Raw genomic sequence first — 15,233 nt, forward strand, 5'->3', positions numbered from 1 at the left:
ACCTCAGCATCCTTGCGTGACCCTTCCGTGGACCGACCATCCAGGGGAGTTCCTCGTGTTCCGCACCGCCGCCCGCCGCCGGGCCCTCGTCCTCGCCCTCGCCGTCCTCGGCACCACCTCCCTGGCCGCCTGCACGGCCGGGCCCGGCCAGGAGGGGAACCCTCCGGGGGTCTCGGCCGCCCCCGCCGACCCGGCCGCGCGCCCCGAATTGCGGCGCTTCTACGGCCAGAAGCTCGTCTGGCGGCCTTGCGGCGACCTCCGGTGCGCCTCGCTCACCGTCCCGAGGGACTACTCCCGTCCCGGCGACGGCAAGACCTTCGTGCTGCCGGTGGCGAAGGCGGCCACCGCGCTCCCGGGGAAGCGCGTCGGTGCGCTCGTCCTGAACCCCGGCGGGCCCGGTGAGCCCGGCGTCCGGCTCCTGAGGGAGGGCGTCGCCGACGACATCGGCCGTGGCGTGCGCGAGCGCTTCGACGTGGTGTCCTTCGACCCGCGCGGGGTCGGCGAGAGCGAGCCGGCCCTGACCTGCCTCACCGGTGACCGGGCGGAGGACGAAGCCTCCTCCGTCGCGGACGAGGCGCCGCTCCACCCCCGTACGGACGCCGAGCGCGCCGAGGCCCTCGCGGCCGCGCGGGCGACGGCCGCCGCCTGCCGGAAGGCCAGCGGCCCGCTGCTGGCGCACGTGGGGACCGACGACGCCGCCCGGGACCTGGACGTGCTGAGGGCGGCGCTCGGCGAGCGCAGGCTGACGTACGTGGGCTGGTCGTACGGCACCAGCCTGGGCACCTCGTACGCCGAGCAGTTCCCGCGCCGCGTACGGGCGATGGTCCTCGACGGCGCCGTCGACCCGTCCCTGGACTGGCGCCAGCGCGTACTCGGCCAGGCGACCGGCTTCCGGGACGCCGTCGAGGAGTACGCCGAGACGTGCGCCAACGTGGTCGGCGAGGGCTGCCCCGGCGCGTCGCCCGAGGAGATACGCGCGCTGATCGACCGGCTGCTGAAGCGGACGCGGCGCGAGCCGCTGACGGTCGACGGCTCCGAGGACGGTCTCGACGCGGCGGGCCTGGTCTCCGCGCTCAGCCTCTCCATGTACACGCCGGAGGCGCAGTGGGAGGACCTGTCCGAAGCGCTTCGGGCTGCGGAGGGCGGGGACGGCACGCCGCTGGCGGCCCTGGCGGCGGGCGAGGAGGAGACCACGGACGCGGACGACGACACGGACGTGGAGCAAGCCCCGGAGGACTCCGCCGATGCCGATCCGGCCCCCTCCGACGGGTCCGGGAGCGACGTGCCCGAGGACAACGGCGACGCGGCCCTCATCGCGGTCAACTGCCTCGACGTGCCCCACCCGCGCGACCCGCAGGCCTACTGGGACGCGCTCGGCCCCGCCGACAGGGCCGCGGGGGTGTACGGCACGTCCGGGGTGACGAGCGAGCTGGTCTGCGAGGACTGGCCGGCCGGTTCCCAGCGGCCGCACCGGGTGGACGCGGCGGGCGTTCCGCCGGTCCTCGTCGTGGGCACCGCGGGCGACCCGGCGACGCCGTACGACGAGGCGGTGAGTCTGGCGCGCCAGTTCCCGGGCGGCATGCTGCTCTCCTTCGACGCCCCCGGGCACACCGGGTACGGACGCGACGCCTGCGTCGACCGGAAGGTCGAGGCGTACCTGCTCTCCCTCACGAAGGTCCGCCCGGGGACGACGTGCACGCCGTAGCGTCCGCCGGGTCCAGCAGGTCGAGTTCGGCGGTGAGCGCGGCGGCCAGCGCGTCGAGGTCGGGGACGGCCTCGCCGTCGGCGACGAGGCCGATGTGGACCTGGCCGCCGTACGGGGACATGGCGACGGCGAGCGACTGACCGCGCGCCAGGGGGGCCATCGGGAAGAGCGCGCGCAGCGGAGCTCCGCCGAGGGAGAGCGCGGAGCGGGGCAGCGGCACCTGGGTGACCAGGAGGTCGAAGAGGAGCCGGGCGGCGCCGGCGGCGAGGGGGGCGCCGAAGCGGTGCGCGAGCGGGTGGAGTTGGTCCGCGAGGAGGGCGACGGCGCCCGCTCCCCTGAAGGGTCCTGCGGCCTTGTTGCGGTCCATGGCGCGCCGGACGGCGGCGAGCCGGGCGGCCGGGTCGGGTTCGGTGACCGGGAGGTCGAGGAGGTAGCCGGAGAGGCTGTTCCCGGGACCGGCCGGGGCGCCGGGGCGGCGGCGGGAGACGGGGACGAGGGCCCGGGGGTCGGTGCCGGGGAGGGGCAGGCCGCGCCCGTCGAACCAGCGGCGCAGGGCTCCGGCGACGAGCGCGAGGAGGACGTCGTTGGCGGTGCCGCCGGTGGTGCGGCGGATCCGGTGGACGCGGTCGAGGGGCAGGGTGGCGGTGGCGATCCGGCGCGTGCCGCTGGATTCGGCGGCCAGCGGGGCGGTGGGGCGGCCGTCGAGCCGGCCGGCGCGGGCGACGGAGGAACCGACGACGGAGGCGCCGACCTCGACGGCCCGGCCGAGGTCGCCGAGGCGGTCCCGGGCGATGTCGAGGAGGCGGCCGGGAGCGGGGAGCCAGGAGCGCGGGGGGACGGGACGGGTCCGGCGGGCCGGACGCCGGCCGACGGCGATCTCGTCGAAGATCCCGGCGCCGATGGCGACGGCCCGCATGCCGTCGGCGAGGGCGTGGTGGAGTTTGACGAGGACGGCGAAGGAGCCGTCGGGGGCGCCGCTGAGGAGGTACATCTCCCAGGGCGGCAGGCCGCGGGCGACGGGGCGTTCCATGAGTTCGGCGGCGAGGCGGGTGGCCTCGGCGGCGAAGTCGGTGCCCGGGAGGGTGATCTCGCGGACGTGCCGGCGCACGTCGAAGTCGGGGTCGGCGCTCCAGGCGGCGCCGCCGACGGGGAACAGGACGTCGCGGACGCGCATCCGGAGCCGGGGAACGGCGGCGGCACGCCGGGCGAGCAGTTCCAGGACGCCGGCCGGCTCCTGGCCGGGAGCGGTGGGCGGGGGGCCGAAGTGGGCGAGGGCCCCGAGGTGCAGGGGGTGCTCGGTGGATTCCAGATGCCAGAAGGCCAGGTCCAGGGGTGCCAGTAGCTCGCTGCTCACGGTGTCCTCTTGTCCTGCGGATGCCCTGCGACTGTCCTGCGGGGCTCTTGCGGATCGGGCTGCGGATCGGTGCTGCGGGGCTCTTACGGATCGGGCTGCGGATCGGTGCTGCGGGGCTCTTTACGATCGGGCCGTGCGGATCGGTGCCGCGGGGCTCTGCGGATGTCCTGCACGGTGGGCGGGTGGAGGAAGTCAATCGTGCACCGTCAGTTACGGTCAAGTACGATCACTTCACGCTCAGTTAACACAGGTGAATTCGCACCATACGCACTTGCCACCACCCCGTGACTCCACGCCCCACGCCTCGGACAGCCGGTCGACCAGGAGCAGCCCCCGGCCGGACACCCCCGCCTCCCCCGCCTCGCGACGCCGGGGCAGGGCGCTGGACCGGTCCTCCACCTCCACCCGCAGCCGCCGCGGGGGCCCGGTCAGGATCCGCAGGGTCACGATCGCTCCGCCGTCGGTGTGCATCAGGGCGTTCGTCATCAGCTCGTCGGCCACCAGCTCGATCTCGTCCGCGCGCTCCCCCACGCCCCAGGCCCGGACGGCGGCCCGGATCATGTGGCGGGCCGAGCTGAGCGCCTCGGGGTCGTTCTGGGCCACATGCTGCTGGAAGCGGCCGGTGCCCTGCGGGTGGTACGTGCCGTGGCGGCGCAGCAGCAGGATCGCGACGTCGTCCTCGCCGCCCCGGTCGGCGACGACGTCGCACAGGTGGTCGGCGAGCCGCTGGAGGTCGGCGGGGCCGCGCCGGACGAGCGAGGAGAGCCACTGGAGCCCCTCGTCGAGATCGGCCCCGGGCTTCTCCACGAGCCCGTCGGTGTAGAGCATCAGCGTCTGGCCGGGGTCCAGCTCCAGGGTGGTCACCGGATAGTCGAGGCGGCCGAACTCCGCCGAGAGCCCGAGCGGAAGACCGCCCTCGACCGGGAGTCTGCGGCAGCCGCCGTCGACCTCCCTGATCAGCGGGTCGACATGCCCGGCGCGCACCACTTGGACCACCCCGGTGGCGAGGTCGACCTCCGCGTACGTGCAGGTGGCGAAGCGGTCGGTGTCGAGTTCGTGCAGGAAGACCGAGGCGCGGGCCATCACCGTCGCCGGGGGGTGGCCCTCGGCGGCGTAGGCGCGCAGCACGATCCGCAGCTGGCCCATGACGGCCGCGGCGTGGGTGTCGTGGCCCTGCACGTCGCCGATGACGGCGCCGACCCGCCCGCCGGGCAACGCGATGACGTCGTACCAGTCGCCGCCGATGTCCCGGCCGAGACGGGCGGAGCGGTAGCGGACGGCCGTCTGCGCGCCGGGCACCTCCGGGATCCGGCGCGGCAGCATCGCCTGCTGGAGGCCCTCGGCGAGGTCGTGCTCCTGCTCGTAGAGCATGGCCCGCTGGAGGCTCTGGGCGATGCTGCTGCCGAGGGCGACCAGGAGGGTCCGCTCGTCCTCGCTGAAGCCTGTCTTGTCGCTGTAGAGCAGGCCGAGCGCGCCGATGGGCCGGGCCTGGGCGATGAGCGGCAGATAGGCGGCGGCGGTGATGCCGAGCCCGCTGATGTGCGGCCAGAGCACCGGGAAGGAGTCGGCGAAGTCCCGGGCCGAGTCGATGAAGCGGGGCCGCAGGGTCCGGATCACCTCGCTCATCGGGTACGGCTCGTCCACCCGGGTGAACCGGGTGCCCGGCACGAAGGCGCCCTCGGGCCCCTCGGCGACCAGGTGGATCCGGCCGGCGTCGAGGAGGCCCATGACGAGACTGGCCGCGCCGAAGTGTTCGAGCGCGTGCGAGTCGTTGAGCAGGTCGATGACGTCCTGGACCGTCCGGGCGTAGGCGAGGGCCGCCGTGGTGCCCTCGACGACGCCGGCGCGCCGCCGGCGCCCTTCGTCGAGGCCGAGCCGGGCGGCGGACTCGGTGAGTTCATGGGTGGCGTCGCGCAGGATGCCGATGATCCGGACGGGCCGGCCGGTGTCGTCGCGGTGGACGAGGCCCTGGGTGTGGGTCCACTGGTGGCTGCCGTCGCGGCGGCGGATGCGGAAGTACGCGCCGTACTGCTCGCTGCCGTCCTTGAGCGCCTGGGCCACGAGGGTGTCGAGCTGGCGGCCCTCGTCCGGCAGCACGCGCGTGCCCAGGCTCTCGGGTCTCCCGTCGTACTCGCCGGGGTCCATGTCGAAGACGTCGAGGGCGGCCTCGTCCATGGTCATGGTCCCCGTGAGCAGGTCCCAGTCGAAGCCGCCCATGCGGAAGGCGGCGCCGTACTCGGCCAGGATCCGGGCCCCGGCCGCCGGCTCCTCCGGCGCACGGCGCAGCCGCGCGATCGCCTCCCCGCCCCCGTTGCCCGCGTTCATGGGGCCACGCTAGGCGCAGCCCCGCCGGTGCGCACCAGGAAGATCCGCTTCACCCCTGGAAGGTCTCGGGCTGGTCGGGCACCGGACCGGCCGGGAAGAGCTCGTCGGGCGGCAGCGGCACGTCGGGGACCGTGGGGGGCTCGGAGGGCGGTTCCCCGAAGGGGTCGGGGAAGGGCTCGGCGCCGGGGTCGGTGTACGGGTCGGGGTTCGGCTCCGTGTACGGGTCGGGGGCCGGCGGCATCGGCTCCGTGCTCGTGCCGCCGGTCCCGGACGGGTCCGGGACGCGCGGGGGCGTGGGGGCCGGCCGGGCGGGGTCGGGAGAGTCCGGCTCCCGCGGCACGGGGGCCGGCGAGGCGGGGTCCGGGGACGTGCGGCCGGGGGCGGTCGGGTCGGGCGTGCCGGAACCGGCGAGGGCGCACGCGTCGGGGTCGCAGGCCGGTTCCACGTCGGGCTTCCGGTCCTCGCCCCCGTCGCTGCCGGTCCGCCGCTCGATCCAGGTGCGGTCGCCGGTGTTGACGATGACCAGGCTGGTGACGACGGAGGTGGTGGGGCGGACGACGATCACTCGGTCGGGGTCGAAACCGTCCCAGGCGTCGCCCTGGTGGACGCCGCTCGCGTCGGTGGCGGGGCTGCGGAGCGGGTTGCCGCAGGCGCAGCGGACGCGCGGGGCGCCGTACTGGTCGACGAGGACCGCCGTGCCGGTCTGCAGGACCGCCTGGTACGCCTTGGCGCGACCCTCGCGATAGCCGTGATCGGTGACGCGGGTGTCGGCCCGCAGGGCGACCGGGGTGAGTCCGCGGAGCCAGCCGGGGACGTTGGCCTCGGGGATGCCGGCGGCCTCGGCGAAGGCCCGTGCCTTGGTCCGGTCCGCGGCGAGGAGGGCGACCTGTCGCTCGACGTCGCAGCTGCCCACCGCGCGGGTGCCGCCGTAGAGGCCGGGGGTTGATCCGGTGACCTCGCGGAGATGACCCGCGCCCTCGTTCTGCTGCCGGCCCGAGGCGGTGGGCGGTGCGGTGTTCCGGACGGTGGAGGCGGTGAAGGGGTCGGGCCCGTGGGCACCGAGCGGCTGAAGGACGACGTCCTGGACGGGAGCCGCGGCCGGTTCGCCGCCGGCGCCTTCCCACGCGGTGGAGCAGCCGGTGAGCAGCAGCACCGACACGAGCGCGACGGCCGCGGGACGGGCCCCGGGGAGGGGGCGCGCGCGGGTGGGCGCGGCGAGGGGGCGTACGCGGCGGGGCGCGGCGGTCGGGCGCGCGTCGGCGCCGCCGACGAGCGGGCTCGTGCCGGCGCTCTCGCCGGCGCGGCACTCGCAGCCGGCCTCCCTCATGCGCGGCGTCGGGGCAAGGGCGGTTCGCCGCGTCCGGCGGTGGGATGAGCGCACCTGGTTCTCCCGACTTTCTCTCCCCGGGCCCGGCGCCCGGTTGCGGCCAGTCCCTCATGTCTGTCGCAGCGCGTGCCGCCCCGCAAGCGGAGAGCGGCCGACCGGGTCCCACAAGGAAGGACTTGAACACGTTCAAGAAAGGCCCTACGCTCGGCCTGCGAGTTGAACATGTTCAAGTGGGGGGTGGATGTCGTATGACCACGCTGTCGGTCCTGGTGAATCCGGTCGTGATGATCGGCATGTTCTGGGTCGTACCGACCGGCCTCGCGCTCCTCGACGGCCCCCGGCCGTCCGGCTGGGACTCGCTCCGGCGTGCCTGGCCCGTCCTCGCCGCCCCCGGCGCCCTGGCTCTCTGGCTGCCCCGCTCCGGGGCCGCCACCGCGCTCGCCGCCGCGTACGCCCTCGCCACCCTGGCGCTCGCGCTCCAGGCCCCGGCCCGGCTGATGCTGACCCGCTCGCTCCGGCCGAGCGAGATCGCCGTCCTCTCCGCGCTGGTGGCGCCCTCCGTCGCCGGCCTGGCGCTGGTCGCCGAGCGGGCCTCGTACCCGCTGTTCGGTTTCGACCTGGACCTCCTCGCGCTGACCGTCCCGCACTTCCACTTCGCCGGCTTCGCCGCCGCCCTCGTCGCCGGACTCGTCAGCCGTACGTCCGACGGCCCCGCCGCCCGCTTCGCCGCGCTCAGCGTCCCCGCCGGCACCCTGCTCGTCCTGCTCGGCTACTTCGTCGACGACTGGGCCGAACTCGCCGGGGCCGTCGTCCTGACGGCCGGCATGGCCGCGGTCGCCGAACTGACCCTGCGGGAGCGCCGCGAGCTCGCCGCCGGCCGGCTCACCCGGGGCCTGCTCGCCGTCTCGGCCCTGGTCCTCGTCGCCACCATGCTGCTCGCGCTCAGCTGGGCGCTCGGCGAGGCGACCGGACTTCCGCACCTCTCGCTGACCTGGACGGCCGCCACGCACGGCCTCGGCAACGCCCTCGGCTTCGCCGTCTGCGCGCTCCTCGCCCGGCGTCGCCTCCAGGCGGACCGCACGTACCCGCCCCTTCCGACCCGCCCGCGAACGGAGCTTCCGGCATGACCCGCCTCACGCACAGCCTCTCCCGGCCCGCCCGCCGCCGCCCGAGCCTCACCTACCGCGAGGTCGGCGCCACCCGCACCCCGGAGGCACTCCCCGAGGGCTACCACCACCTGCGGCACAGCACGGTCGTCGGCCACGGCAGGGCCGCCTTCGAGGCCGCCGGGGCGGCCGTCACCACCTGGCGGATGCACCGCGCCTCCGGGGCGCGTGTCGAGGCCGACGCCGAGCGCGCCTGGCCGGGCGTCCACCTGCGGGTGTCGCTGGGCGCCGGCCCGCTCCGGATCGGCGTCCCCTGCGCGGTGATCTGGACGGCGTACGAGAAGAACCGCGTCGGCTTCGCCTACGGCACCCTGACCGGGCACGCGGAATGCGGCGAGGAGTCCTTCATGGTCGACCTGGAGCCGGACGGCACGGTCCGCTTCACGGTCACCGCCTTCAGCAGGCCCACCACCTGGTACGCCCGGCTCGCCGGGCCGCTGATCCCCCCGCTCCAGCTCGCGTACGCCCGCCGCCTGGGCCGGACGCTCGGGCGCCTCGTCAGGACGTGATCCCCGGCCGATACTGGAAGCAATGGAGTGGTTCACCGCACCCGACCACTGGCTGAGCCGGATCGTCTTCCAGCGGGGCCTCGCCGGGCTGTACTGCGTGGCGTTCCTATCGGCGGCCCTCCAGTTCCGGGCGCTGATCGGAGAACGCGGCATGCTCCCCGTACCGGAGTACGTGCGCCGGACCCGCCCGCGCCACACCCCCTCACTCTTCCACTGGCGCTACTCCGACCGCCTCTTCGCCACCGTCTCCTGGTCCGGCGCCGTCCTCGCGCTCGCCCTCGTCGCGGGCGCGGGGGACGCGGTGCCGCTGCCGGTCTCGATGCTGCTGTGGCTGGTGCTGTGGGCGCTGTACCTGTCGATCGTGAACGTGGGACAGACCTGGTACTCCTTCGGCTGGGAGTCGCTGCTCCTGGAGACCGGCTTCCTCGCCGTCCTCCTCGGAAACGACGACACGGGCCCGCCGGTCCTCGTCCTGTTCCTGCTGCGCTGGCTGCTCTTCCGGGTCGAGTTCGGCGCCGGCCTCATCAAGATCCGCGGCGACGCCTGCTGGCGGAACCTGACCTGCCTCTACCACCACCACGAGACCCAGCCGATGCCCGGCCCGCTGAGCTGGTTCTTCCACCACCTGCCGCGTCCGCTGCACCGCGTGGAGGTCGCGGCCAACCACCTCGTCCAGCTGGTCGTGCCGTTCCTGCTCTTCACCCCACAGCCCGTGGCCACGATCGCGGCCGGTCTGATGGTGGCGACCCAGCTGTGGCTGGTGCTCTCCGGCAACTTCGCCTGGCTGAACTGGATCACGATCGTGCTCGCCCTCTCCGTCGTGGACGCCTCCCCGCTCACCGGCGAGCACCCCCAGCCGGATCCGCCGCTCTGGTACGTGGTCGTGGTGGTCGCCGCGACCGCCTTCGTCCTGGTACGGAGCTACCGCCCGGCGCGCAACCTGCTCTCCCGGCACCAGGCGATGAACCGCTCGTACGACCCGTACCACCTGGTCAACAGCTACGGCGCCTTCGGCACGGTCGGCCGGGTCCGGGACGAGATCGTCATCGAGGGCACCGACGAGCCGGTGCCGCACCCGGGCACGGTGTGGCGGGAGTACAGCTTCAAGGGCAAGCCGGGCGATCCGCGCCGGGTCCCCCGCCAGTTCGCCCCGTACCACCTGCGGCTCGACTGGCTGATGTGGTTCGCCGCGCTCTCCCCCGGCTACGCGCGCGAGTGGTTCGGCCCGTTCGTCGAGCGGCTCCTCGAAGGCGACCGGGACACCCTGCGGCTGCTCGCCCACAACCCGTTCCCGGACGCGCCCCCGACTCTTGTCCGCGCCCGGCTGTACCGCTACCGGTACACGACCTGGCGCGAGCTCCGGACGACCGGCGCCTGGTGGCACCGGACGCTGGTACGGGAGTACCTGCCGCCGATCCGCCTGCGGGAGCCCACGGACACCTCCCCCTGAGCGCACCGGTGCCCCCGGGCCGCGAACGGCCGGGGGCAGCCGGAGTGAAGCGAGAGGATCAGTCGATGCCGGGCAGGATGTGGGGCTCGGCCAGGTCCTCCTCGTAACCCGCGAGCCGGATCGGGGCCGCGTGGGCCCAGACCTCGAGGCTGCCCAGTTCGCCGTTCCGGCGCGGCCGGTCCTTGCGTTCGGCCGGTCGCGGTTCCTGCTTCGTCAGTTCGGGTGTCACCGCGCACTCCTTTGTCGCGTACCTGTGGGACAAGTGCCGGTCGGTCGCGGTGGCGCCGGTCGTGGCGGGACCGCGGCCTTGGTGGAAGGCCTGTCCCAGGAAGGCCGTGAGGATGGTGTGTCTCCTCGGTGGCCGACCGTGGTGCTCACACTAACCAAATGAGCGCCCCCGCGCTCTACCGGGCTCGAAAGTGTGACGCGATCGGGTGAATCGAGCCGAAAGAGCGCCCCACCGGGGCCGGTGGGGCGCTCTTGCCAGGACTGCGGGAACCGCTCTGTCGGCGGCGGTCTACCAGTTGGCGGGGGCGTAGTCCTTCAGGAAGCAGCCGTACAGGTCCTCGCCCGCCTCGCCGCGTACGACGGGGTCGTACACCCGGGCCGCGCCGTCGACGAGGTCGAGCGGGGCGTGGAAGCCGGCCTCGGCGAGGCGCAGCTTGTCGTAGTGCGGGCGCTCGTCGGTGATCCAGCCGGTGTCGACCGAGGTCATGAGGATGCCGTCGGTCTCGAACATCTCCTGGCCGCTGGTCCGCGTCACCATGTTCATCGCGGCCTTCGCGGCGTTGGTGTTCGGGTGGCCGGCGCCCTTGTAGCCGCGGCTGAAGACGCCCTCCATCGCCGACACGTTCACGACGTAGGCACGGCCGCTGGCGGCCTTCTTCGCCGCCTCGGCCATCACCGGACGCAGCTTGCTGATGAGGATGAACGGCGCCGTGTAGTTGCACAGCTGGGTCTCGAGGAGCTCCACCGGGGAGATCTGCTCGATGCTCTGCACCCAGGTGTTGGTCTCCACGACGTCGGGCACGAGGCCGCCGGCGTCGATGGCGGTGCCGTCGAGGTGCCGGGCGATGCTGGCGTTGCCCGCGACCAGGGCGAGGTCGGCGACCTGCTGCGCCTCCAGGTCACGCACGCCGGCGGGAAGCTCGGACGAGCCGACGAGCTCGCCGACCGCTCCCGAGTTGAACGCGCCGATGACGTGGTGGGCCGGGAGCTCGCCCGCGGGCAGCGGGGCGCTCTCGCCCTCGACGAGGGCGGCGTAGGCGGAGGGCAGCCGGCGCACGGTCTGCGTCGCGTTGTTGATGAGGATGTCGAGCGGGCCGGCCGCGGTCATCTGGTCGGCGAGCGCGACGGCCTGGGCGGGGTCGCGCAGGTCGATGCCGACGACCTCCAGGCGGTGCATCCACTCCGCGGAGTCCTCCATCGCCTTGAAGCGGCGGATGGCGTCCTTGGGGAAGCGGGTGGTGATGGTGGTGTGGGCGCCGTCGCGCAGCAGCCGCAGCGCGATGTACATGCCGATCTTGGCCCGGCCGCCGGTCAGCAGCGCCCGCTTGCCGGTGAGGTCGGCACTGGCGTCCCGCTTGGCCCGGTTCAGCGCCGCGCACGGCTGGCAGAGCTGGTGGTAGAAGTAGTCGACCTCGACGAACCGCGTCTTGCAGACGTAGCAGGAGCGCGGACGCTGGAGTATCCCCGCGATCCGCCCCTCCTCGGTGACGGACGAAGGCAGCAGACCCTCGGTCTCGTCGTCGATGCGCTGCGCGGAACCGGTGGCCGTGGCCTCGGTGACCGCCTTGTCGTTCGCCGTCTTCGCGGCACGGCGCTCCTGGCGGCGGCGCTGCTTCACGGTCCGGTAGATCCCGGCGGTGGCGCGCCGGACGCGGATCGCGTCCGGGTGGTCGACGTCCAGCTTGTCGAGCTCGTCGAGGACGCTCAGGCAGACGGCCAGGCGCTCGGGGTCGATGCCCGGCCCGTAGTCCTGGATTTCTTCGGTCACCGTCATGGCCTTCGGGTTCCTCGTTCGCTCGTACGTCGCCGTTCGCGGGCTTTCGAAAGTGCAACTTTACGGAGCGGGGGGCCGCGCCTCCAAACCCGTTCGGGGGGCGTGGTCGAAGACACAGTCGCCGCACAGTCCGCCGCCGGGGGCCCGGTAGTAGAGGCAGCAGCTGGTGCGGCGCAGGCGGGGACCGCGGACCGTGCCGGCGAGGTCCGGGTGGTCGAGGAGTCCGGCGACCAAGGTCGCTGCCCGCTCGGCCGCCTCCGGGCGCCCGTGGGCGTGCGACCAGCGGGTCAGCTCGCGCAGGGCGCCGGCGAGAGCGGAGCCGGCGTTGCCCCAGAGGAGACGGGCGGAGATGTTCCCGTCGCGGCGCAGTGCCTCGTGGAGCGGGACGAGGTGGGCTTCGTGGACGGCCGCGCGCAGCTCGTCCACGGTCGCGGGGCGGGTCGCGGAGCCGGCCCACCACAGGTCGTCGGGCGAGGCCGGCGCCCCGTCCCAGTGGAGCTGGGCGGGGTCGAGAGCCGGGAAGCGGCCGTGGAGGGCGGCGGGGCCCAGGGCCGTGGACCAGAGGCGGGCGGCGAGGCCGAGGTGCGCGACGGAGGCTCCGACGCGTCGCTCGGGGGCGCCGAGCCGGGCGGTGACGTGGTCCACGCGCGCGGTGAGGGGGCCGTCCTCCCCCGCGTACAGACGGGAGAGCGGGCGGTGCGAACCGCCGCCGGCGGGGGCGGTGGTCCGCAGGAGGAAGAAGCCGCCCGGAGATGCGTCCGCACCGCGCACACCGCTCACACCGAGATCCATGTGCACGCCCCCGCCCCGGAGTCCTGTCGTCGGCCCCACCGTAACGTCTCGGACCTCTCCCCAGGACTCCGCGGGACCCGCTCCCATCCGAGCGGAAAGGCCGCTTTGCACCCCTTCCGACCTGCGGGGCGTACACCCCGGGGCGTACACGGGGACCGCGTACTGCGTCGGCGGTACCCCCGAAGACGTCCCCCGGGACGACGACGCGAACGGCCGGGAAGAGAGATCGTGGAAGGTATGAGTCCACTCATGCTCTCCGTCGCCCTGGCCCTGGCCTCCGCGGTCGCCTACGCGGCCGCGGCGATCGTGCAGGAGCGCGTCGCGGCCTCCGCCACGGGTCCGCGCTACGCGCCGCTGCGCAGCCCGGCCTGGTGGGTGTCCGTCCTGTTGAACGGCGTCGGCGCGAGCCTGCACGTCGCCGCCCTGGCGTACGGGCCGCTGAGCCTGGTCCAGCCGCTGGGTGCCCTCACGATCGTCTTCGCGCTGCCCATGGCGGCGCTGTTCGTCGGCCGCGGGGCGGGCCGGCGGGCCTGGCGCGGCGCGCTGATGGCGACGGTGGGCCTCGCCGGGCTGCTGAGCCTCACCGGCGGCGCCGGGGCCCGGTCGCTCGCCGACGGGAATCGGTGGCTGCTCGCGGGCGCCGCCTTCGGCGCGGTGGCCGTCCTGTTCACCGTCGCGCACCTGGTGGGCCGGTCCGTGCTGCGCAGTGTCGTGCTCGCCGCGGCGGCGGGCGTCTCCTTCGGCATCGCCTCGGTCCTCACGAAGGCGGTGGCCGAGGAGTGGACGCCCCGCGCCCCGCTCGCCGAGTGGACGGGGCTGCTCGTGCTCTCGGCCTTCGCGGTGACCGGCCTCCTGCTCTCGCAGGCCTCGTACCGGGGTGCGGGGCTGGCCGCCCCGCTGGCCACCGTCACCGTCGTGAACCCGGTGGTCGCCGCGGCGGTGGGCCTGACGCTGTTCGGCGAGAGCTTCCGCTACGGCACGGCGGGCACCGTCGCCGCGCTGATCTGCGGCGCGGTCGCCGCGGGCGGCCTGGTGCAGCTCACGCTCGACCGGATGACGTCCGCGCCGGAGTCGCCGTCGGCGTCATCGGCGGCGGACCCGCCCGCCTCAGACGGAGACTCCCCGCGCCCTGAGGTAGGCCAGGGGGTCGATGTCGGAGCCGTACCCGGGACCCGTCCGAACCTCGAAATGGAGGTGCGGTCCCGAACTGTTGCCGGTCGACCCTGAACGCGCGATGCGCTGCCCCGCGTGCACCCGCTGGCCCTCGCGGACGGTGAGGGCGGAGAGGTGGGCGTACTGGCTGTAGCGGCCGTCGTCGTGGCGCAGGACGATCTGGTAGCCGTACGCACCACCCCACCCGGCGGAGACGACCCGGCCACCGGCCACGGCCTTGACGGAGGTGCCGGTGGGGACGGGGAAGTCGACGCCGGTGTGGTAGCCACTGGACCAGGAGGAACCGCGGGTGCCGTAACGGGTGCCGATGCCGGCGGAGACGGGCGCGGAGTAACCGGCCTCGGCGGGCTTGGGGTGGGGTCTGGGGTGGGGCTTGGGCTTGTGCGGCTTGGGCGCGGGCTTGGGGTGGGGCTTGGACGTGTGCGGCTTGGGCGCGGGCTTGGGGTGCGGCTTGGGCGTGGACGTATGGCTCGGCTTGGGCTTGGACGTATGGCTCGGTTTGGCGGCCGCGGGGCTCGTGGGAGGCGCGGTCTTGACCGGCGGGACGGCCTTCGGGCGCGGGGCGGCCGTACGCGCGGTCTCGGTCTTCTCGGCCTTCCCGGCGGTCTCGGCCTTGCGGGGCGCGGTGATGCGCAGGGTGAGGCGCTGACCGGGGAGGATGAGGTCGGGGTCGTCGCCGACGACCGGCCGGTTGGTCTCGTACAGCCGCTGCCAGCCGCCCCTGACGTGCTCGTCGCGGGCGATCTTCGACAAGGAGTCGCCGGGTGTCACCGTGTACATCTCGCGGACGGTGGGCACGGTGGTCGGGCTCGCGCTCCGCGTCGGCTGCTCCGGTAAGAGGCGCTGCCCCGGCAGGGACGCGGTGCGGACGGCGTTCCCACCGCCGGTCGGCTCGGCCGCCGGGGCATGCCGGGGACTGACGTCCGGCGTCTCTCCGCCACGGGCGAGCCCGCCGACGGGGCCGCAGGACGGCCACGCTCCGGGGCCCTGGCCCTTCAGGACGCGTTCGGCGACGGCGATCTGCTGGTCCTTGGACGCGAGGTCCGCGCGCGGGGCGAAGTGGGTGCCGCCGTACCGCTCCCAGGTGGACTGGCTGAACTGAAGGCCGCCGAAGTAGCCGTTGCCCGTGTTGATGTGCCAGCTGGAGGAGGACTCGCAGGACGCGACCTTCTCCCAGACGTCGAGCGAGGCGGCGTGGGCGGCGCCCGCGCCGATCAGCGGCAGCGCCATGCCGGCGCCTCCCGCCGTGACGGTGAGCGAGGCACGGTTGATCCGGCTCGGCTGGTGGCGGCGGTGACGTCCGCGTACGGCCATGGGCCCCCCTTGAACACAGCAGCAGCCGCCCAAGTTAGGGGTGGCGCACGCTCCGTGACAAGGGCTGTGCGGAAAGCTCAATCCCCTTCTGTCACCTCCGCGTTGGCTCCGGCCAC

General features: G+C 74.3%; 12 protein-coding genes. 5 read left to right on the forward strand and 7 right to left on the reverse strand.

The window, feature by feature from the left end; genetic code table 11:
- Positions 1-16: 16 nt before the first annotated feature.
- Positions 17-1,705 carry an alpha/beta hydrolase gene (locus ACZ51I_RS08125; protein ID WP_468872540.1) on the forward strand — a complete coding sequence of 563 codons (1,689 nt, stop codon included), beginning with the start codon at positions 17-19 and terminating at the stop codon, positions 1,703-1,705.
- On the opposite strand, the gene ACZ51I_RS08130 is transcribed toward ACZ51I_RS08125, so the two are convergent.
- From ACZ51I_RS08130 to ACZ51I_RS08140, 3 genes are all read right to left on the reverse strand, one after another.
- A complete protein-coding gene (locus ACZ51I_RS08130; protein ID WP_468872543.1) occupies positions 1,668-3,059 on the reverse strand; it encodes a wax ester/triacylglycerol synthase family O-acyltransferase in 1,392 nt (463 codons plus the stop codon). The two genes, ACZ51I_RS08125 and ACZ51I_RS08130, sit on opposite strands and share 38 nt — an antisense overlap.
- Before the next feature lie 237 nt (positions 3,060-3,296).
- The gene (locus ACZ51I_RS08135; protein WP_468872545.1) at positions 3,297-5,384 is read right to left on the reverse strand and encodes a SpoIIE family protein phosphatase; all 2,088 of its coding nucleotides are present in this window, start codon (positions 5,382-5,384) and stop codon (positions 3,297-3,299) included.
- Between the two features lie 49 nt (positions 5,385-5,433).
- Positions 5,434-6,711 (reverse strand): DUF6777 domain-containing protein, encoded by a 1,278-nt coding sequence (locus ACZ51I_RS08140; RefSeq protein WP_468872548.1) that lies wholly within the window; start codon positions 6,709-6,711, stop codon positions 5,434-5,436.
- Between the two features lie 257 nt (positions 6,712-6,968).
- Here ACZ51I_RS08140 and ACZ51I_RS08145 point away from each other — a divergent pair, with 257 nt between their 5' ends.
- Genes ACZ51I_RS08145 through ACZ51I_RS08155 form a run of 3 tightly spaced genes read left to right on the forward strand, consistent with a single transcriptional unit; the run spans position 6,969 to position 9,836 of the window.
- Positions 6,969-7,838, forward strand: a complete 870-nt coding sequence (locus ACZ51I_RS08145) for a YndJ family protein (protein ID WP_468873805.1) — start codon at positions 6,969-6,971, stop codon at positions 7,836-7,838.
- Positions 7,835-8,386, forward strand: coding sequence for a DUF1990 family protein (locus tag ACZ51I_RS08150; RefSeq protein WP_468872551.1), 552 nt, complete (start codon positions 7,835-7,837; stop codon positions 8,384-8,386). The genes ACZ51I_RS08145 and ACZ51I_RS08150 overlap by 4 nt, the downstream gene beginning before the upstream one ends.
- A gap of 22 nt (positions 8,387-8,408) precedes the next feature.
- The gene (locus tag ACZ51I_RS08155; RefSeq protein ID WP_468872553.1) at positions 8,409-9,836 is read left to right on the forward strand and encodes a lipase maturation factor family protein; all 1,428 of its coding nucleotides are present in this window, start codon (positions 8,409-8,411) and stop codon (positions 9,834-9,836) included.
- A gap of 58 nt (positions 9,837-9,894) precedes the next feature.
- On the opposite strand, the gene ACZ51I_RS08160 is transcribed toward ACZ51I_RS08155, so the two are convergent.
- From ACZ51I_RS08160 to ACZ51I_RS08170, 3 genes are all read right to left on the reverse strand, one after another.
- Positions 9,895-10,065 carry a hypothetical protein gene (locus ACZ51I_RS08160; protein WP_468872555.1) on the reverse strand — a complete coding sequence of 57 codons (171 nt, stop codon included), beginning with the start codon at positions 10,063-10,065 and terminating at the stop codon, positions 9,895-9,897.
- Between the two features lie 288 nt (positions 10,066-10,353).
- Positions 10,354-11,838: an SDR family NAD(P)-dependent oxidoreductase gene (locus ACZ51I_RS08165; protein ID WP_468872557.1), complete on the reverse strand. Its 1,485-nt coding sequence runs from the start codon at positions 11,836-11,838 to the stop codon at positions 10,354-10,356.
- Positions 11,839-11,898: 60 nt separating this feature from the next.
- The gene (locus ACZ51I_RS08170; RefSeq protein ID WP_468872560.1) at positions 11,899-12,630 is read right to left on the reverse strand and encodes a (2Fe-2S)-binding protein; all 732 of its coding nucleotides are present in this window, start codon (positions 12,628-12,630) and stop codon (positions 11,899-11,901) included.
- 237 nt (positions 12,631-12,867) lie between these two features.
- Here ACZ51I_RS08170 and ACZ51I_RS08175 point away from each other — a divergent pair, with 237 nt between their 5' ends.
- On the forward strand, positions 12,868-13,857 hold the full coding sequence (locus ACZ51I_RS08175) for a DMT family transporter (RefSeq protein WP_468872562.1): 990 nt from the start codon (positions 12,868-12,870) through the stop codon (positions 13,855-13,857).
- Here the strand turns inward: ACZ51I_RS08175 and ACZ51I_RS08180 are convergent.
- Positions 13,738-15,117, reverse strand: coding sequence for a transglycosylase family protein (locus ACZ51I_RS08180; protein ID WP_468872565.1), 1,380 nt, complete (start codon positions 15,115-15,117; stop codon positions 13,738-13,740). The genes ACZ51I_RS08175 and ACZ51I_RS08180 overlap by 120 nt on opposite strands.
- Between the last annotated feature and the right edge of the window lie 116 nt (positions 15,118-15,233).

It is taken from the genome of Streptomyces sp. NPDC034084, from assembly GCF_055575535.1.

Coding starts and splice junctions, on each gene's coding strand:
- ACZ51I_RS08135 (WP_468872545.1), bottom strand. CDS start 5,384: ATGAACGCGGGCAACGGGGGCGGGGAGGCGATCGCGCGGCTGCGCCGT.
- ACZ51I_RS08140 (WP_468872548.1), bottom strand. CDS start 6,711: ATGAGGGAGGCCGGCTGCGAGTGCCGCGCCGGCGAGAGCGCCGGCACG.
- ACZ51I_RS08150 (WP_468872551.1), top strand. CDS start 7,835: ATGACCCGCCTCACGCACAGCCTCTCCCGGCCCGCCCGCCGCCGCCCG.
- ACZ51I_RS08155 (WP_468872553.1), top strand. CDS start 8,409: ATGGAGTGGTTCACCGCACCCGACCACTGGCTGAGCCGGATCGTCTTC.
- ACZ51I_RS08165 (WP_468872557.1), bottom strand. CDS start 11,838: ATGACGGTGACCGAAGAAATCCAGGACTACGGGCCGGGCATCGACCCC.
- ACZ51I_RS08170 (WP_468872560.1), bottom strand. CDS start 12,630: ATGGATCTCGGTGTGAGCGGTGTGCGCGGTGCGGACGCATCTCCGGGC.
- ACZ51I_RS08175 (WP_468872562.1), top strand. CDS start 12,868: ATGAGTCCACTCATGCTCTCCGTCGCCCTGGCCCTGGCCTCCGCGGTC.
- ACZ51I_RS08180 (WP_468872565.1), bottom strand. CDS start 15,117: ATGGCCGTACGCGGACGTCACCGCCGCCACCAGCCGAGCCGGATCAAC.